Source organism: Pandoraea apista (assembly GCF_001465595.2).
Taxonomy (GTDB): domain Bacteria; phylum Pseudomonadota; class Gammaproteobacteria; order Burkholderiales; family Burkholderiaceae; genus Pandoraea; species Pandoraea apista.
Window position 1 is genome coordinate 4,281,677 of record NZ_CP013481.2, and the last position, 18,879, is coordinate 4,300,555.

Sequence of the window (18,879 nt, forward strand, 5' to 3'; positions counted from 1 at the left end):
CTTGCAGTGTCGGGAGCCGGGATCAGCCGAGGTGGTCGTCGCGACCGACCTTGAGCAGTTCCATCAAATGGGCCACGTATTCGTTCATGCCCGCCTGCTTGCGGCGCTCGATGGGGTTGTCGCGATGCGGCAGATCGACCGTGATTTCTTCGATGATCGTGCCCGGACGCTCGCTCATCACGAACACGCGGTCCGAGAGCGCGATCGCTTCAGCGAGATCGTGGGTAATCATCAGCGCGGTCTTGCCTTCGGCGGCGAGCATCTGCGCGAGATCTTGCTGGAGCACCATCTTGGTCTGCGCGTCGAGCGCCGAGAACGGCTCGTCCATGAGCAGCACGTCCGGCTCGACGGCCAACGTGCGTGCCAGCGCTGCGCGTTGGCGCATGCCGCCGGAGAGTTGATGCGGATAGTGGTTTTCGAAGCCCTTCAGATGGCAACGCGCGAGCAGCGTCTTCGCCACTTCCGCACGCTCCGCCTTGCTGCGGCCGCGAATCTGCATGCCCAGCTCAACGTTCTTCTGAATCGAGCGCCACGGCATGAGCAGATCTTTCTGCAGCATGAATGCCACTTGTTGCGACGGACCACGCACGGGCTTGCCGGCGAGCGTGACCTGCCCCTCGCTGGGCGCATACAGGCCGGCGCCCATGTTGAGCAACGTACTCTTGCCGCAGCCGCTCGGGCCGATCAGCGAGACGAACTCACCGGCCTTGATGCCGATGGATACGTTCGAGACGGCCGTCATCTCGCCCTTGCCCTGGCGATTTTTGAACCGACGCGTGACGCCACGGTATTCGATGGCGAACGGCAGGGGTGCCGCCACCGGCTGCGCCTGACGCGCGTCGGCATACGCCTCGGCTACGTTCGCGTCCTTCAACTGAATCGACCTGAGCATGGGAAACCACCGTGTTTCTGGATGTTCAACTTGCTTCGGGCAGCCCGCGGTTTCACTTCACCAGCATGGCTTGCCAGCCTGTCTTTCGCTTACGCGTCACGTTTCATATATGAAACGTTGATTTACTTATGGATCAATTATAGGGAGTGATGCGCGCAGTCAAAATTGTTTTTTCACTAGGGGAAACCCGAATTTGCGGGCATGTCGGGCTGCCGGGCGGATTTCCCGGGACAAAAAAACGCCGGCGGGCGAAGGCCAGCCGGCGTGTGAAGTGAGACCACTGGGTGAATCTGTTAAGCCGTGCGTCAGAACGAGTGATGGACGCCCGACATGATGACGAGCTGGTTGGCCGTCGACGACGCACCGATAGTGTTGATCGCCGTGATCGCACCATTGCCGCTCGCGTGCTGGTAGACGCCGCTCACGTACACCTGCGTGCGCTTGGAGAACGCATAGACGTCGCCCAGGCTCACTTGCGTCCAGCGTTTGCCGGACATGCTGGTCGTTGCCGCGCCGAAGGTAACGGTGTTCGCCACGCTCGTTGCATAGTTCACGCCGCCGTCGTACGACTGGTACGTATCGCTGAAGCCGGGCGATTGGAGTTTCACGCGCGTGTACAACGCATGCAGCAACCACGGCCCGAAGCCATACGACACACCGGCGCCCATGTTCTCGACATTTGAAGCGGCATAGGTGCCGACCGGCTGTCCCTGGAACGTCGCGCCGCCGAGAACGGCGACGTTCGGCGTGCGGTTGTTCTCGTTCGAGTACACGGCCGACGCCTTGAGGCCGCCATTCGTGTAGTTCGCCGCCACGCTCCACTTGCGCCCGTTGGCGAAGTTCGGGTTGTTACCGAGCGAGATCATGGCCCCCCCTTTGAAGCCGGCAAAATCGGGCGTGACATAGCGCACCGAGTTGTCGACCTGCACCACCGATGTGTTGGCGAGTTCGTCGAGATTGCCCGGGTGGAACATGTACCAGTTCATGCCCAGATAGGCCGTGCTCATCGGGCCCAGCCAGTCGAAGTTGAACGTGGTCATGTGACCGAGGGTGAGCGTGCCCATCTTGTCCGACTGGAGCCCCACCCACGACTGGCGGTTGAACATGGCGCCCGCCTTGATCGTGTTACCGGTGAGCGTCGAGAAACCGTTTTCCAGCAGGAAGATCGCGCGGTTGCCGCCGCCGAGATCTTCCACGCCGCGCAGGCCCCAGCGATCCGGCTGCGTGCCGCCCTGCTGCGCGATCCAGTTCGCGCTGCCGCTCTGGTTGTTCACGTACGCGACACCGGCATCCATGCTGCCGTAGATCGTCACGTTGCTCTGCGCCTGTGCTGCGACCGGCAAGCCTGCCACCAGCAACGTTGCCGCCGCCAGCGCCGTCATGCCCGGGATCCGCCCCATCGGAAACCGCTTCATCTGTGTACTCCTGTCGTTCGATGATTCGAGAACGGTGAAGACGCCGCATCTGGCACACGGCGACCTGGCCGGTCACTCCCCTGCGTGCGCCTGTCGTTTTTCGACGTTCCACCTATGAAACGTTGGATTACTTATGAAACCAACTGAGCAGAGCTTAGGCCAGGTGGCGTCCGAGTCCCGCAGCGGAGATGCACGAATTGATGCGAGGAATTTGGCGTGCTATCGCGCGCAGGTTCGGTCGTCATTCGCCTTGCTGCAAAGCGATCGCGCGACACCATTCATCCCGTTGACGTTGCCGGAAGTCCACGGCGCTCGTTGCTTTGCACGATACCTACCGCTCGGGATTTACCCGAAGACCTCTTGCGATCAATCGAATCAAAAACAATAATATTTGAACATCATGTTCATATTTGAACGTTTTATTTTTTCGGATTCGTCGTCTCTTTTGTCAAAGGATGTCCCCATGCAAGCTCCTCTCATCGGCATCAACGGTGCCGGCATCGGCGGTCTGGCTGCCGCCATCGGTCTGATCCGCGCAGGGTTTCGTGTGCGCGTGTATGAGCAGGCGTCGCAATTCGCCCGTGTCGGTGCGGACATCAACCTGACGCCCAACGCCGTGCGCGCGCTCGACGGTCTGGGTGTCGGCGACGCGTTGCGCAAGACCGCCGCGCAACCGAGCCATCGCATTAGCCGCACGTGGGATTCGGGAGAAGAGACTTCACGACTGGAAATGGCGCAGACGGCGCAGACGAAGTACGGCGCACCGCAACTCACGATGCATCGGGCCGATTTGCTGCAAGCACTGGAGCAAGCGGTGCCCGCGGCGTCGATAGCGCTGGGCAGGAAGCTGGTGTCGTTCGAAGCCCCCGAGGGTTCGCAGACCGGTCCCATTCGACTGACGTTTGCAGACGGCACACAGGACGAGGTGGATGTTCTGATCGGCGCAGACGGCATTCACTCTGTGGTGCGTACCGGGCTGTTCGGGCAGGAGTCGCCGGAGTTCACGGGCGTGGTGGCCTATCGGGCGGTCGTGCCGGCGGATAGGCTCAAGGGTGTGCCGAATCTCGGCGCGTTCACGAAATGGTGGGGACCGAATCCATCGAGCCAGATCGTGACATTCCCGCTCAATCTCGGCCGCGACATTTTCGTATTCGCCACCACGCCGCAAGATAGCTGGACGCTCGAATCGTGGACCGCGCCGGGCGACGTGCACGAGCTGCGCGCCATGTATGCCGACTACCACCCCGAAGCGCAGGCGTTGCTCGCCGCGTGTGACAGTGTGCTCAAGTCTGCGCTGTATGTGCGCGATCCCTTGCCGCAGTGGTCACGCGATCGTGTGTCGCTGCTTGGCGACGCGAGCCATCCGATGATGCCGTTCATGGCGCAGGGCGCCGGCATGGCGATCGAAGACGCTGTGGTACTGTCTCGCCACTTGGCCGCCGTGGGGCCGAACGCCGATGCGGCTGCGCTCGCTTCTGCGTTGGCGCGTTACGAAGCGTCGCGACGCGAGCGCACGGCACGGGTGCAGATCGGCTCGCGCGGCAATCAATGGCTCAAGGAAGGCGGCAATGCCGATTGGGTCTACGAGTACGACGCGTGGCAAGTCCCGTTGGCGGCCTGAATGACCTCGAAGCGGCGCGCTGCTTCGGCCCGATGAATGGAATCGAACGCATGACCAGAGTTTCGCAAAGTGCCGGAATCACTGCCGGCGCCACCGACATCGCAACGACCGACGCTCACGCTACCCACGACGCCGCGCAGGCTGGCCTGGTAACACCGGTCATGCGTGCGCTCAAGCTGCTGCGCTTCGTGGCGGACGGCGGATCGACGGCGAATATCAGCGAAGTCGGCCGCCGCATCGGCGTGAACCGTGTGACAGTCATGCGTTTGATCGAGACGCTGCAATTCGAGGGCGTGCTGGAACCGCTACCGCAGGGCGGGCATCGGCTCGGGCTCGGCTTTCTGACACTGGCGGCTGGCGCCCTCGCCGGCGAGGATCATCTTGCCACGGCGCGACGCGTGCTGACGCGCGTTACCGGCGAGACCGGATTATCGAGCTATCTGACGATCCTCGACGGTGCACAGGTTCGCTATTTGCTATGCGAAACGCCGGCGTTGCCCCTCGTCAGCAATATCCGTGCCGGAAGCCGCGTCACGGCGCATCTGACCGCCCCGGGCCGGGCGCTGCTTGCACACCTGAGCCCCGAGCGGCGCCGCGTACTGCTCGGCCCGGAACCGCTCGCTGCCGCCACGGCACAAAGCGCCCGCACGTATGCGGCACTCGACGCCCAGCTAGCGCGCGACCGGGAGGCCGGGTGCGCCTGGAGTCAGGACGGCTTCGAAGCGGGCATCGACGCCTGTGCGGCCGCCGCCCTCGACGCGCGTGGCAGGCCACTGGCCGCACTCAGTGTCGCGGGCCCGCGCTCACTGGTCGGCACTGACTCGGTCACGCGTGAACGTACCGCCGCAGCGGTCAAATCCGGCGCCGCCGATCTCGCCGTATTACTGGCAGACGCGCCAGCTTTCCTCGCCGCTGCCGGACGTCTGTAACGCACGGAAGAGACTGCCGAAGCCGCTGGTATGTCCAGGCGCGGGCAAACTATGTCCAGTCGCCGTCGAGTATCAACTCGGTGACGTACTTGCTTGGCGTGGGCTATCAACTTGAGAAACCCGCGTCGACCGGCCCGCTCATCGGCGGCAATTCGCAAGCGATACCGACAGGTGACGTGCTTTCCGTGATGGCGGGCCTGTCTGTCGTCAACAGTCTGGACTCGCAGAATGCCGCTGCCGAGGCGATCGAGTACCGGCACGGTTTCGGCCGCTTCTTTGACGGCACCGTCTCCCTCATCAACGAGGGGCATAGCAATCTCGGCAACCGTCAGGGCATTGCGGCGCAATGCCTGGATCAAGAACGACTTCTTCGATAGCCGCTTCAGCCTCGGTCTGGGCTTCGGGCCGTACGTCACGTGGAACAAGTACAAGGAGAATCGCGAAGCGGGCGGTGCACAGAACGTCGTGGCCGGTCTGCTCACGATGAGCGCCGCCTATCGATTCGCCGATCACTGGGTCGCACGCGTGTCATGGAACCGTGTCGTGACGGGCTATGACCGCGACAGCGATATCTTTCTCGCGGGCGTCGGTTATAAGTTCTGAACGCGTTCTGCCGCACGCTGGTATCGCCCTCAGGGCCGACAGGACTTGAGGGCGGTCAGGCCGATGTCACGCCGGCACGCACGGCGAATCAGGTAGCGAAATCTCGATTCGCTCTTTTCCTTTCCCGGTATTTTTGCGTTTGAGTTTCAGCGCGCCGATCTCGCGCGTCGATCTCGGATGCGTTCCCCCACATGCCATCGTCGCGAAACCCTCTACCTTCCAGAATCTGCGTTGCGTCGGAACATCGCTGAAGTCGGTCAGGATAGGCAGATCGCGCTTCACAAGATCGGCTGCGGCCGATTCGATCTCGGGAAACCATGGGGCAAGACTGACATCGCTTGCAAAGTCGATTCGCGCCTTGTCTTGCGCGATGTGTGCGCCAATGCGCTCGATGCCCGGTCTGAGTTGATATACCCACTGCAAGACCATTTCCGCAGCGAAATGCAGACGCATCAGCCGGTATCGCCGCGCCCAATCGATCTGCCATGTCACGGCGTCCCCAACGCGCAGGGAGTGCGCATGCGGGAGCGCGTAGACAATGTCGAGTCCCCGCTTTTCCGCCCGAATGACGGGGTAACCGCCCAGCGAACCGGCGTCGCTTTCCTGGCCGCCGGAGAAGGCAAAGAAGATCGTCGATTCCACTTGGACCAGATCGCCCGTCACCCGCGTCACGACGGTGTCGAGTGTGGTTCGATACGGTTCATCCCAGAACACTTTCCGCGTCATTGCCTGTCCCGCATTTCTCAGAGGATTCGGAGGAAAAGTGCAGGATATCGAGGACCCGGTTGTCCGGCTTGTACGATCTTGCGATTCGATGTTTGTTGGGGGCGCGTACCTGCGCACTCCAAAGTGTGAACGGACGATTTAATTAATATCTTTATTAGAGTCTGGATTCAACATTTCCCAACGTGGCTTGATGGCTTGAAACCCTTATTTCACAGGCGTTTCGAGACAGTTCTTTCTCTGCAATGGATTCTTGCGCCGCATGCGGTTTTTCCTGCGACGTGGTCGCTCTACCTTAAAGGCGTAGGCGGTGCCGGGCATTTAGGTGAGCCGGCCGACCACCAGAAAAGCAATGACAGGAGAAAAATCATGACCCGCACACTTTCCCATCTGATGATTGCCGCAACCCTTGCGGTGGCGGCTGCCCCTGCGGCATTCGCAGGCACGGGCGGCAACGGTTATCCCGACGAAAACCTGTTTTGGCAATCGAGCGTGTATAGCGAAAAGCTCGCGGTGCCGCGCGCAGATGTTCGTCAGCAACTGATCGACGCGCAAGGCACGCTCACGCAAACCGATAGTCAGTACCCCGCATTGAAGACTTACGGCAAGGCGATTGCCGAACGCGTGAATGGTTCGACCGCACTGATCAATTCGACCTACGCTGGCAGTTAAGCGCCTGATCGCTTGCTACCGTTGTGCCACACCCCGCGTATTTCCGCGGGGTGTTTCTTTTTTGGGGCGACGAAAACGCTCAGACCGCCATCGCGGAGAACTGGCGTTCGCCCAACGGCGTAACACGCAGCGCGCGCGGCTCACGGGTAGGTTCAAGCCACTTGGCGTGAAGGCATGTGCTGAGCAGCGCCGCCCCCAGCGCGCCGCCGAGATGCGGCTTGCGCTCGCTCCAATCGGGACAGGTGCAGGCGAAACGCCTGCGACGGGCTCGCGCAGAACTCAGATCAACGCCGAGGGCAGTGAGCCCGTCGGCGCCAGCGTCGGTCAGCGCTACGTCGCTGCCATCGATGCGAAGCCATCGATGCGCCCGCATCCGCTCGAAAAGGTCGACGGCAATCTCGCCGGCCAGGTGGTCGTAGCAAGTGCGCGCGTGTCGCAACGGCATCGGCGTGGCCCGGCTGACCGGCACCGGACGCGGGCGCAGTTCCCTCGTTGCCAGCACGGCACTGGCCAGGGCTTCGATGGCGGCGGCCGTCTCGGGCGTGGCAATGCGGAAATAGCGGTGACGGCCGCGCGCTTCCTGCGCGAGCACGCCGCCGTCGACGAGCCTCGCCAGATGTCCGCTGGCGCTCGAAGGCGAAAGCCCGGCGACCAGCGCCAGTTCGCCCGCAGGCCGCGCCGAGCCGTCCATCAACGCCCACAGCATGGTCATGCGGCCGGTATCCGCGAGCAGCGCCGCCAGTGAACTGACGCCGGGGGCATGGTCTCTTGCGATGTCCACAGACAGACTCCCGTGAAGAATATGAGCGCAGTATAGGCCCCGGAATGCGATCAACACTTCATTGCGTCGTGAAACATGCCGGTCGGAGAATGCCGGATGATGGACACCGTCGAGACCTTCTCTAAAAGGCCCCTGCCATGCTCGCTGCCAACGTCGATTCCTCTACCGTAGCGGCTCCGGCCAACCCTCTGGCCGCAGTCGTCCACCCGAATCCATATCCGTACTATGCGTCGCTCGCCGAACAACGCCCGTTCGACTTCGACACCTCGCTTGGCATGTGGGTCGCCGCCGGACCGCAAGCGTTGACCGCTGTTCTCAGCCACCCGGCCTGCGGCGTGCGTCCTGCGGGGGCGACCGTGCCCGCCGCACTAGCCAGCGGCCCCGCCGGCGACTGGTTCGGCGCGCTCGTGCGCATGACCGATGGCGCCTCGCACGCCACCATGAAGCCGTGGCTCAAGACACGACTCGCCGAGTTGCACACCGAGCGCACCACCCTTGCAAGACTGCGCGAAGCCAGCCATGCCGCATACGCCGATGCCTATCTCGCGTGCGGCGACGCCCTCACCGCACGCCTTGACGATTTCGTCTTCCGTCAGCCGATCTACGCCCTCGCCGCGTGGCTGGGCGTTCCCGCGTCACAGTGGACGGATGTTCATGACGACGTTCGACAGCTCGTTGCCGCAATGGCCGAGTCCGCAAAGCCCTCGCCTCGCGCCGATGTACTGGCACGCGGTCACAGCGCCGTCGCCACGCTGCGCGGCCGTGCGATGCAATGGTTAGGCGGGGGAGCCGATTCGAACTCCTGGCTGCACGGCACGGCTCGGCGCGCTTCATGCGAAAACGCAATCGACGGCGACGCGCTCACCTCCAACATCGTCGGCCTCTTCACGCAAGCGCACGATGCCTGTGCCGGGCTCGTGGCGAACAGTCTTCGCAGACTCGCACGGCATGGCGCGGCGGCGTCATCGTCTGCCGGCACCGGTCGCAGTCGCACAGCGCTTCCCGCCAACCTGAGTCTCGCCATCGCCGCAGTCGGCGAGGTCGTCCGACGCGATCCGCCTGTGCAGAACACGCGGCGCTTCCTGCTCGCCCCCGCCGTCATCGGCGAGCGAACACTGGCGCGTGGCGACGCGATACTCTTGGTGCTTGCCAGCGGGCCTGCCGGTGCCTCGCCCGACGACATCGCATGGACCTTCGGACATGGGGTGCACGCCTGCCCGGGACGCTCGCCCGCCAGCACGATTGCGGCCGTCGGCATACAGACGATGCTCGACAATGAAGTCGATCTGGTGTCAACGGCCAGCGGCACTGCTTATCACCCCCTCGGCAACGTGCGGATCGCCCGATTCCATGAAGATTCCCAATAGTCCAGACACCTCGTTGTTGGCCGTACTGTCGCTGTTTTATTTGATGAAACTATAGTTCCGACAGACAAAACAAAGTGCGCAGCCCCGAACCCCAACAAACACAAGGCTTTGCGGGCGCCCACGGCGGTATTCGGCGATTTCGGGCAGGATGGCGGTTTCTTTTCGCGCATCGGCGGCACCTCGCTCGGGGTGCGCAACCGTTTCGTCTTTCGCAGCTCTCATGTCCGACACACATACTGACGGCATGCCCATGCCCGCCCGGGTCTGGGCCATTGCGACTGTCATGCTCGCCATTTCGCTTTCGGTGCTCGACAGCGCCATCGCCAACGTTGCCCTGCCCACGATCGCCCGCGATCTGAACGCCAGTCCGGCCACGTCGATCTGGATCGTCAACGCCTACCAGCTTGCCATCACCATCTCGCTGCTGCCGCTCGCCGCGCTGGGCGAGATCGTGGGGTACCGCCGCGTATACACTGTGGGCCTTGCGCTCTTCACGGTCGCGTCGCTGGCCTGTGCCCTGTCGGACTCGCTCATGACGCTCACCCTTGCGCGCGTGGCGCAGGGCTTTGGCGCAGCGGGCATCATGAGCGTGAACACCGCGCTGGTAAAAGCGATCTACCCGTCGCGCTGGCTCGGACGCGGCGTCGCCCTCAACTCGCTCATCGTGGCCGTCTCGTCCGCGGCCGGTCCGACCATTGCCGCCGGGGTGCTGTCCATCGCGCACTGGCCATGGCTCTTCGCCATCAACGTGCCGCTCGGCATCATTGCCTTCGCCATCGCCGTGCGCTCGCTTCCCGACACCGTGCGCGCGTCGCATCCGTTCGATTGGGTCGGCGCCTTGTTGAGCGCGCTCACGTTTGGACTGCTCATCTCCGGGATCGACTCGTTCGGGCACGGGCAAGATCGCTGGCTCGTGGCCGTCGAACTCGTGGCCGCCGTCGTCATCGGCTCGGTCTTCGTGCGGCGCCAACGCAGGCAGCCCGTCCCGCTGCTGCCGGTCGATCTGCTGCGGATTCCGATTTTCGGCCTGTCGATCTGCACCTCGATGGCCTCGTTCTGCGCGCAGATGCTCGCTTTCGTCTCGCTCCCCTTCTTCCTTCAGGACACGCTCGGCTTCGACCATGTGCAAACCGGTCTGCTGATGACGGCATGGCCGCTCACTATTGTGGTCGTCGCCCCGCTGGCCGGACGCCTGCTTGAGTATTACAAGCCTGGCTTGCTGGGTGCGATCGGCCTGGCCGCATTCGCGCTCGGGTTGCTTGCGCTCGGGCTGTTGCCCGCCCATCCGCATCAGATCGATATCGTCTGGCGCATGGCGTTGTGCGGTTTCGGCTTCGGCCTTTTCCAGTCGCCCAACAACTACGCGATGCTCATGTCTGCCCCGGCGCATCGCAGCGGTGGCGCGAGCGGCATGCTGGGCACGGCACGCCTGACCGGGCAGACGACCGGCGCCGCACTCGTCGCCCTCGTGTTCAGCGTCGCGCCGGATGGCTTCGGCACGCGTGCGTCGCTGTACGTCGCGGCGTCATTCGCGGCGGTGGCGGCGGTGGTGAGCAGTCTGCGCACGTTGCCGTCGGCGCAGCCTGGCGCGAAATCGTCACACGGATGAGCACACGGATGAAAAGCGCACTCGGGCCGGTCCGACAGGTTCACCCGGCCGCCCGCCCGGCCGTGCTACACTGCCGACCTTTTACGGCTCGCCTGTGCGAGTCGCAAACGCCATGAGTTTTTGCGCTATCGATTTCGGCACTTCGAATTCTGCCGTCGCCGTGCAAGACGGCGCGGCCATGCGTCTGGTCGAACTTGAAGCCGGCTACGGCACACTGCCGACCGCCGTATTTTTCAACGCCGACGAAGGCGGCCGCGCCTCGTTCGGCCGCCAAGCCGTCTCCGACTACATCGATGGCTACGACGGGCGCCTGATGCGCTCGCTCAAAAGCCTGCTCGGCTCCTCTCTGATCGAAAGCACCACCGACCTCGGCAACGGCTCGGCGATGCGCTATATCGACATCATCGCCACGTTCCTGCGGCATCTGCGCACCCACGCGCTCAAGGCCGATGGCGGCGATCTGCGTCAGGTGGTCATGGGCCGTCCGGTGTTCTTTGTCGACGACGATCCGCGCGCCGACGCCGCAGCACAACGCTCGCTCGAACAAAGCGCGCGCGACGTGGGTTTCGAGGACGTTCATTTCCAGTTCGAACCGATTGCGGCCGCTTTCGATTACGAGTCGCGCCTCACCCGCGAGCAGCAGGTGCTGGTCGTCGACATCGGCGGCGGCACGTCGGACTTCTCGCTCGTACGCGTCGGACCGGAACGTGCCCGGCATCTGGACCGCAAGAACGACGTGCTCGCCCATCACGGCGTGCATATCGCCGGTACCGACTTCGACCGGCGCATCGAACTGGCCACGATCCTGCGAGAACTGGGTTACAAGGCGCTCGGCCCGGACGGCAAGGAAGTCCCCAACCGGATCTATTTCGATCTCGCGACCTGGCACCTGATCAATACCGTCTACACGCCGAAGCGCGTGGGTGAACTCGCGCTCACTGCACATCTGTACGCCGATCCGGCGCATCACCGCCGCCTCATGCGCACCGTCGAGCAACGCCTCGGGCATGCGCTCGTCGGTCACGCGGAAGCGGCGAAGATCGAGGTGTCGTCGGGGGGTGAGACGAGCATCGACCTGTCCGTCATCGAACGCGATCTGGCCGTTGCGTTCTCGGAAGCCGGGCTGATCGAAGCAGTCAGCGACGAAATTGCGAGCATCACGGCAGGCGCCGTGCACACGGCGGCATTGGCGGGACTGCGAGCCGAAGACGTCGATGCTCTCTATTTCACCGGTGGCTCCACCGGATTGCGTTGCCTGTCCAACGCCATGTGCGCAGCCTTCCCGAAAGCCACACCGGTCTATGGCGATCGCCTCGCCAGTGTGGCGCTGGGTCTGGGCATTCACGCCAAACGGGTGTTTTCCTGAGCGTTCCCACGCCCGTGCCGGCATCTGCCGTCACTACCCGGCCACGATGAAAAAAGCGCGCAACCGAAAGGTCTGCGCGCTTTTTTCTTACGCTCCAGCGTTCGGGCGATCAGATCAGACGAAGACCTGCCACAGCAGCAGCGTCATCACCAGCCCCACCACGGACACAATGGTCTGCAACACCGACCAGACCCATAGCGTCTCCTTAAGCTTGAGTCCGAAGTACTCGCGCACCATCCAGAAGCCCGCGTCGTTGACGTGGCAGAAGAACACCGATCCCGCCCCGATCGCCAACGCGATCAGCGATCCCTGCACCGGCGGCAGGTGCATGACCAGCGGTGCGACGATACCCGCCGTGGTGGTCGTCGCCACCGTTGCCGAGCCCGTCGCCTGACGCAATGCCACGGCAATCAGCCACGCCAGCAAAATGAGCGGCATATGCGTGCCGACCGCCACCTTTCCGATGGTCGTGGCAATGCCCGCCGTCACCAGTGCCTGCTTCAGACCGCCGCCCGCACCGATCGTGAGCAACAGCCCGGCAATCGGCGGCAATGCGCGACGCAGCGTCTCGCCGACACGGGCACGCGGCAGGCCACGGCTCCAGCCCAGCACGACGATGGCGACGATAACCGTCAACGCCAGCGCAACGATTGGCTCGCCGAGGAAGTTGAGCGCGTCGAACAGCGGTGTCTCGGGCGTCAGTGCGATCTTTGCCAGCGTGCGCCCCAGCATCAGCACGACCGGCAACAGAATCACCAGCAATGCGGCGGCAAACGGCGGCGGCGACACATCGTCGTCGCGCTTGGTGAACAGGTCGCCCAGTTGCTGCGGCGCCTCGACGTGCAAACGCGGGGCGAGCCACATGCCGTACAACGGCCCGGCCAGAATCACCGCCGGGATGGCGATCAACAGACCGAGGCCCATTGTCATGCCCAGATCCGCGTGCAGCGCCGAGACGGCGATCAGCGGCCCCGGGTGCGGGGGCACGAGCGCGTGCAGCGTGGTCATGCCGGCAAGCGCCGGGATCGCCACACGAAGAATCGGCGTGTTGGCCCGGCGGGCCATCACGAAGATGATCGGCACCATCATCACCAGCCCCACCTCGAAGAACAGCGGCAAGCCGATGATCATTGCGACCAGCGCCATCATCCACGGCAGCGCCGATCCTTTCGCAAACGTGAGCAGCACGGTCACGATCCGGTCGGCCGCGCCGGTGTCGGCCATCAACGCCCCGAGCATGGCCCCTAGCGCGATAATCATGCCGGCGTCACCCAGCAGGCCGCCCGCCCCCTTGCTGAAGGCGCTGGCCACGGCGTCGAGCGGCAAGCCCGCGCCGAGACCGGCGATGAACGTGCCGATCAGAATCGACAGAAACGGCGATAGCTTGAGCGCGCTGATGAAAACGATGATGGCCACGAGGCCGACGAAACAGGACAGCAGAAGACGGGTGTCGTGCGCTGCCCAAGGCACGACGTGGCTGACTAGCTCCACGATGATCCTTGATGACGAGAAACGAGAACACCGGCGCGCAGCGTGCGGCCGGTGTGTGGGGGGATTGTGCTACTGGCGCCGGCCGCGTGCACGCACGGGCTGGAAGGCCCCGTGACACGGAGCGTGAGGGGTGCGGCGGCGAGTTTCATTCGTCGAAACATCGCGGCCGCCGGGGGCGTTACTGGAATGCGACTTCGTTGAAACTGCGCAGTTTGCGGCTGTGCAGACGATCCAGACCGTTATCGCGCAATAGCTCCATCGCTTTCACGCCGATCTTCAGATGCTGGTCGACACGCTCGCGATAGAACCGGTCCGCCATGCCGGGCAACTTCAGTTCGCCATGCAGCGGCTTGTCGCTCACGCATAGCAACGTGCCGTAGGGCACACGGAAGCGGAAACCGTTCGCCGCGATGGTCGCACTTTCCATGTCGAGCGCAATCGCACGGCTCTGGCTCATGCGCTGAACCGGCTCACGGTGATCGCGCAACTCCCAGTTGCGGTTATCGACGGTAACGACCGTGCCCGTGCGCATCACGCGCTTGAGTTCGAAATCGTCGAGTTGCGTGACGTCGGCGACCGCGCGCTCCAGCGCGACCTGCACCTCGGCCAGCGGCGGCACAGGTACCCACAGCGGCAGATCGTCGTCGAGCACGTGGTCCTCACGCACATACCCGTGTGCCAGGCAGTAGTCGCCCAGACGCTGGGAGTTACGCAGTCCGGCACAGTGTCCCAGCATGATCCAGGCGTGCGGGCGCAGCACGGCAATGTGATCGGTGATGGTCTTCGCATTGGACGGCCCTACGCCGATGTTCACCATCGTGATGCCGGTGTTGTCCGGGCGCACGAGGTGATACGCCGGCATCTGCGGCAGGCGCGGTGGCGGCGTGCCCTGCGAGTCGCGCACTCCAATGTTCTGGTTCCAGTGCGTGACATTGCCCGGCTCCACGAATGCGGTGTACTGGCTACGATACTCGCGCGTGGCGGGATCGTCGCTTGCACTCATCAACTCCCGGCCCAGCTCCACGAACTCGTCGATATAGAACTGGTAGTTCGTGAAGAGCACGTAGTTCTGGAAGTTCTCGGGCGACGTTGCCGTGTAATGGCGCAGACGGTGCAGCGAGTAGTCGACACGCGGCGCGGTGAACAACGCGAGCGGCAGGATCTCGTCGGGCAGCGGATCGCGTGTGCCGTTCACGATACTGTCGTCCATTGTGGCCAGATCGGGCACGTCGAAGACCGTGCGCATGGCGCGCAAGTGCGTTTGATCGAGATCGCCTTCGAGGTACACACCGTCCTGATAGGCGAAGTGCACGGGAATCGGCTCGTCGGAGACACCGACTTCAAACGCCACCCCATGATTGTGAGCGAGACGCCGGAGCTGCTCGATGTAATAGCTCTCGAACAGGTCCGGTCGCGTGACCGTCGTCTGATAGCTGCCCGGGCCGGAAACAAAGCCGTACGACAGGCGTTTGTCCAGTTGGGTGATGTCTTCGGTGGTGATGCGGATGAACGGGTAATGCGCGCTCACACGCCGCGCCTGATCTTTCTGTGTGGAAAAACGCTCGAAAGCGGCACGAAGGTATGCCGTATTGGCGTCGTAAATCGTCTTCAGGTAGGCAACGGCTTCCACCGGATCCGTAATCGATCGGGTGGCGTGGACCGGTTCTTGTTCAGACATGCGCAAACCTCTTCTGTCTTTTTCATGATCTTGAGTATGCGCCTATTGTGACACGACTGTATGACGGCCGCGGCGTCCTTGCGCCATGCAGACTCCCTAAAATCCAGGGCTCCGATGGCGCAAGCAGCGCGGCACGCCGACCATTGCCGGCAACGGTCTGCCGGTGTCAGTCCTCCAGTCGCACACCAACCTTGAGAGTGACCTGCCAGTGGGCAACCTTACCGTCCTCGATATGGCCGCGTGTCTCGATGATTTCGAACCAGTTCAGATTGCGCAGCGTCTTGCTCGCGCGCTCGATGGCGCACCTGACGGCATCGTCGATGGACTTGGGCGACGAGCCGGTCAGCTCGATCTGCTTGTACACGTGATTCGTCATGACAGTCTCCGGGGTTGGTTTGGAGACTTCCCATGCTAGGCGTGTGCTACTGCGGCCGCAAGTCGGTGCATTCCGATATGTCGTCGCCGGCGTCCGCGATAGGGTGAGACGCCGCGTGGGTGTCGTCGGGCTCGCAAGCCGCCGGATCGCGGCGCAGCATGGCCGGCACCACGGTGTCGAGCGGCGTTGGCACGACATTCGTGAGATTGCGGCGGACTTTTTGCAGCAATTGCATGAGTTGCACCGTCTCGAACGCGGTCAGCCCGTGCAGCGCTTCGTTGCGCACTTCATCGGAAAGCATGCGGGCCACCTGCAACTGTGCAACGGCCGCGCGCGTGACGAACAAACGTTCGATGCGCGGATCGCGGGCATCGGGACGCCGTCGCAACCACCCGGCGTCTTCCATGTGATCGAGCATGCGGGCGAGCGTTTGCGGCGGGGTTTCGAGAATGTCGGCCAGCACGGTCTGACTCACACCGCGATTGACAGTGAGATAGACGAGCACACGACATTGCGCACGCGTCATCGGCAGCGTGCGTCGCGCAAACTGCTCGAAGCGGCGCCCGAACAGACGCTGAACGTCTGCCACGAGAAAGCCGAAACGTTGGGCGGAATCGGACACTTTCATATGCCGCATTATGCTAAACATGTTTATGGATATCAAGCTGCGCTTAGCAACGACGCGGCATTTCGCGCGCCCCCTGCATGCCAATGGCCACGGTGTGCGCCGTGGCCATTGGCATGCAGGGGTGTCGATCGAGCGGAATCCGAACAGACGTCAGGCCGCGGCCGCCGTGCCCGAGTCCTGACCGCTGCCATGCCCGAGCCAGTCAAGCGCGCCTTCGCCTGCCGTCTCCGCGCCGGGACCGGCGCGACGAATCGCGACGCCGACCGCCAGCACGTCAATGGCCGCGAGATGCAGAATTCGCGCGATCATCGTCACATGAGCGCCCATCGTCTCGACGTGGTCGTTCGGCAGCACCAGCGTCGCCTTGCGCGCCAGCGGCGAGTTGCGTGCCGTCAGCGCAATGACCTTTGCCCCACGCGCCACCGCAATGTCGACGGCACGATTCAGGTCTGCGGAGCGCCCCGATGCGGAAATGGCGACCACCACGTCGCCCTCCCCCAGCAACCCCGCCGACGCCTGCAACAGATACGGGTCGCCATAGGCGATGGTCGGCATGCCGAAGCGAAAGAACTTGTAGTGAGCGTCCTGCGCAATCACGCCGGAATTACCCAGCCCGTAGAACTCGATGCGGTGTGCCCCATCGAGCAGCGTAACGGCCGCCTCAACCGTTCGTGCGTCGAGGTGCTCACGCATCTGGAGAATCGACGACACGGTGTTATCAAGCACCTTGGCGCTGAACTCCGCCGCCGAGTCGCCTACGTGCACCTGTCCGTGACGCACCGGCAGCGTGCCGGTCAACGCGCTCGCGAGCTTGAGCTTGAAGTCCGAAAGCCCCTGACAGCCAAGCTTGCGGCAAAAACGTATGACGGTGGGCTGACTCACCCGCGCCAGACGTGCGATCTCCGACACGGGCTCCGCGAGCAGTGCACGCGGTTGCTTGAGCGTGAGTTCCGCCACCCGTTGTTCGGCCGGACTCAGCCGATCGCGCAGGCGATGCAGACGGTCGATCAGCGCGCCCGCACCCGCCGCATGCGTACCGAGTTGCTCGGCAAGAATGGCCGACGTGCCGAGGAATGCCGGGTGATCGGCTGTGATGACGTACGTTGGAATCTTCTTCAGATAGGCTTCGAAACGCCCCTTCGCCTCGAAGCGTCGGCGAAAGGGCGAGTCCTCGAACAACTTGCCCAGCTTCGGGATCACGCCACCGCCCAGATACACCCCGCCAACGGCGCCCAGCGATACCGCGACATTGCCGGCGAGGGTGCCCAGCATCGCGCAGAAACAATCGACCGTCTCGCGCGCGAGCGCGTCGCCGTCTTGTGCAAGGCTCACGATGGCAGGCGTCTCGAGCGGTTTCACGTCACGCCCTGCCCGCAGCGCCAGCGCCTGGTAGACGAGCGCCATGCCGGGTCCCGCCACGAGCCGCTCGAACGACACATGCGGGAAGTGCTTCCATGCATATCGCAGCACATCGATTTCGCGTTCATCCGCCGGGGCAAAGGTCGTGTGGCCGCCTTCGCTGCCGAGCGCAATCCAGCGATCGCCGGCCGGAATGAGGCCCGACACGCCAACCCCGGTGCCCGGGCCAAGCAAGCCGATCACGCCATTGGGCTGGGGTTCGCCCTCGCCGACCTGTCGCTTCTGCGTATCGGAGAGATAAGGGAGCGCCATCGCGAGCGCAGTGAAATCGTTGACGACCAGCAAGGTCTCGAAGCCCAGCGCGCGACGCGTCGCCTCGATCGAGAAGTGCCAGTCGCGGTTCGTCATGCGAATCTCGTCGCCTTCGATCGGATTGGCGATGGCAATCGCGGCGTGCTGCACGGGCTCGGCGTGATCGGCCGCGTCGAGATAGGCCCGGATGACTTCGAGAACGCCGGAATAATCGTCGCAGGCATAGTCCCGGATTTCGACGAGATCGCCGGGCGCAATCTCCAGCGCGAAACGGGCATTGGTGCCCCCGATATCGGCCAGCAGTCGCGGACCGCTCACATGCGGCGGATTATTCCTCGCTCCAGAAGACATCGATCTTCACTCCTTCTCGGTGGATCAGCCGGGAGATGGCGTTGTCCTGTTCCTCGGTTTGCGCAGCTTCGAGCACTTTGCGCTTGGCGGGCCCCTGAATCTGCAAGAAGAGACGCTCGCAAGCCGCCAGTGCCGTGAGCGACCACGACACGCGCAAATGCGGCGCGCGCTGTGGCTGCACGAGCACGAACTTGCGGCGGGTGGTAATGGCGTCGTGCCATTGCGGCGCGTCGGCGAACAGCGACGCGGTATGACCGTCCTCGCCCATGCCGAGCACACACACCTGCGGCACGCCATGCGTCCAGGTGTCGTTAAGTGTTTGCACTTGCAGCGCGGCGTCGGTCGCCGTATCGACAAGCGGTAACCACTGCGCGCCCGTGGCGCCGGGCAACAGCGCATCGGAGACAAGGCGCGCGTTGCTATCGGTGTGCGTGGGCGGCACCCACCGGTCGTCGACGAGGGTGATGGCAATGTCTCGCCACGCTACGGGTAAGCGCGCCAGTTGAGAGAGAAACGCTTGGGGACTTGTGCCGCCTGACACGGCCAGCAACGCACGCGGACGAATGGTCAGAGCGTCGTCGAGCCCCGCGACGACGGCATTGGCGAGCGCCTGTGCCTGCGCTTCGCGCGTGGGGAATATGCGCCAGTGAATCATGCGTGTCTGCCTCCGTTTCCTTGGCTGCGGACTGACTGCGCCGGACGGGCC

The 18,879-nt window shown here is 63.6% G+C and carries 18 protein-coding genes; 8 read left to right on the top strand and 10 right to left on the bottom strand.

Going from position 1 to position 18,879, the window contains the following annotated elements:
* Positions 1-22 precede the first annotated feature (22 nt).
* Entirely contained in the window at positions 23-892 is an 870-nt protein-coding gene (locus AT395_RS19275) for an ABC transporter ATP-binding protein (protein ID WP_094068335.1), read from the bottom strand.
* A gap of 305 nt (positions 893-1,197) precedes the next feature.
* A complete protein-coding gene (locus tag AT395_RS19280) occupies positions 1,198-2,274 on the bottom strand; it encodes a porin (RefSeq protein ID WP_042118075.1) in 1,077 nt (358 codons plus the stop codon).
* Between the two features lie 496 nt (positions 2,275-2,770).
* Between AT395_RS19280 and AT395_RS19285 the strand changes: the two genes are divergently transcribed.
* The 4 genes from AT395_RS19285 to AT395_RS19300 all read left to right on the top strand — a co-directional run bounded on the left by AT395_RS19285 (position 2,771) and on the right by AT395_RS19300 (position 5,460).
* A complete protein-coding gene (locus AT395_RS19285) occupies positions 2,771-3,928 on the top strand; it encodes an FAD-dependent monooxygenase (RefSeq protein WP_042114931.1) in 1,158 nt (385 codons plus the stop codon).
* A 50-nt stretch (positions 3,929-3,978) separates the two neighbouring features.
* Positions 3,979-4,857, top strand: a complete 879-nt coding sequence (locus AT395_RS19290) for an IclR family transcriptional regulator (RefSeq protein WP_082164783.1) — start codon at positions 3,979-3,981, stop codon at positions 4,855-4,857.
* Positions 4,858-4,937: 80 nt separating this feature from the next.
* Positions 4,938-5,234 carry a hypothetical protein gene (locus AT395_RS19295; RefSeq protein ID WP_048628956.1) on the top strand — a complete coding sequence of 99 codons (297 nt, stop codon included), beginning with the start codon at positions 4,938-4,940 and terminating at the stop codon, positions 5,232-5,234.
* A complete protein-coding gene (locus AT395_RS19300) occupies positions 5,194-5,460 on the top strand; it encodes a hypothetical protein (protein ID WP_048628955.1) in 267 nt (88 codons plus the stop codon). The genes AT395_RS19295 and AT395_RS19300 overlap by 41 nt, the downstream gene beginning before the upstream one ends.
* Before the next feature lie 66 nt (positions 5,461-5,526).
* On the opposite strand, the gene AT395_RS19305 is transcribed toward AT395_RS19300, so the two are convergent.
* A complete protein-coding gene (locus tag AT395_RS19305; protein WP_048628954.1) occupies positions 5,527-6,186 on the bottom strand; it encodes an alanyl-tRNA editing protein in 660 nt (219 codons plus the stop codon).
* A gap of 366 nt (positions 6,187-6,552) precedes the next feature.
* Here AT395_RS19305 and AT395_RS19310 point away from each other — a divergent pair, with 366 nt between their 5' ends.
* Positions 6,553-6,855 (top strand): DUF4148 domain-containing protein, encoded by a 303-nt coding sequence (locus AT395_RS19310; protein ID WP_048628953.1) that lies wholly within the window; start codon positions 6,553-6,555, stop codon positions 6,853-6,855.
* Positions 6,856-6,934: 79 nt separating this feature from the next.
* Here AT395_RS19310 and AT395_RS19315 read toward each other — a convergent pair whose 3' ends face one another.
* Positions 6,935-7,567, bottom strand: coding sequence for an ArsR/SmtB family transcription factor (locus AT395_RS19315; RefSeq protein WP_048628988.1), 633 nt, complete (start codon positions 7,565-7,567; stop codon positions 6,935-6,937).
* Positions 7,568-7,773: 206 nt separating this feature from the next.
* On the opposite strand from AT395_RS19315, the gene AT395_RS19320 reads away from it, so the two are divergent.
* From AT395_RS19320 to AT395_RS19330, 3 genes are all read left to right on the top strand, one after another.
* Positions 7,774-9,003, top strand: a complete 1,230-nt coding sequence (locus tag AT395_RS19320) for a cytochrome P450 family protein (protein WP_048628952.1) — start codon at positions 7,774-7,776, stop codon at positions 9,001-9,003.
* A gap of 220 nt (positions 9,004-9,223) precedes the next feature.
* Entirely contained in the window at positions 9,224-10,612 is a 1,389-nt protein-coding gene (locus AT395_RS19325) for an MFS transporter (protein ID WP_048628951.1), read from the top strand.
* Positions 10,613-10,724: 112 nt separating this feature from the next.
* The gene (locus AT395_RS19330; RefSeq protein ID WP_048628950.1) at positions 10,725-11,978 is read left to right on the top strand and encodes an Hsp70 family protein; all 1,254 of its coding nucleotides are present in this window, start codon (positions 10,725-10,727) and stop codon (positions 11,976-11,978) included.
* A gap of 114 nt (positions 11,979-12,092) precedes the next feature.
* Here the strand turns inward: AT395_RS19330 and AT395_RS19335 are convergent, their stop codons facing one another.
* The 6 genes from AT395_RS19335 to pgl all read right to left on the bottom strand — a co-directional run bounded on the left by AT395_RS19335 (position 12,093) and on the right by pgl (position 18,828).
* Positions 12,093-13,469: a GntT/GntP/DsdX family permease gene (locus AT395_RS19335; RefSeq protein WP_048628949.1), complete on the bottom strand. Its 1,377-nt coding sequence runs from the start codon at positions 13,467-13,469 to the stop codon at positions 12,093-12,095.
* 178 nt (positions 13,470-13,647) lie between these two features.
* Positions 13,648-15,147: an AMP nucleosidase gene (locus AT395_RS19340; protein ID WP_042114917.1), complete on the bottom strand. Its 1,500-nt coding sequence runs from the start codon at positions 15,145-15,147 to the stop codon at positions 13,648-13,650.
* Positions 15,148-15,313: 166 nt separating this feature from the next.
* Positions 15,314-15,523: a dodecin gene (locus AT395_RS19345; RefSeq protein WP_042114916.1), complete on the bottom strand. Its 210-nt coding sequence runs from the start codon at positions 15,521-15,523 to the stop codon at positions 15,314-15,316.
* A 46-nt stretch (positions 15,524-15,569) separates the two neighbouring features.
* Complete coding sequence (locus AT395_RS19350) at positions 15,570-16,151, bottom strand: MarR family winged helix-turn-helix transcriptional regulator (protein ID WP_048628948.1); 582 nt, start codon at positions 16,149-16,151, stop codon at positions 15,570-15,572.
* 150 nt (positions 16,152-16,301) lie between these two features.
* A complete protein-coding gene (locus tag AT395_RS19355; protein ID WP_042114915.1) occupies positions 16,302-18,173 on the bottom strand; it encodes a bifunctional transcriptional regulator/glucokinase in 1,872 nt (623 codons plus the stop codon).
* On the bottom strand, positions 18,151-18,828 hold the full coding sequence (gene pgl, locus AT395_RS19360) for a 6-phosphogluconolactonase (protein ID WP_042114913.1): 678 nt from the start codon (positions 18,826-18,828) through the stop codon (positions 18,151-18,153). The genes AT395_RS19355 and pgl overlap by 23 nt, the downstream gene beginning before the upstream one ends.
* Positions 18,829-18,879: the final 51 nt, after the last annotated feature.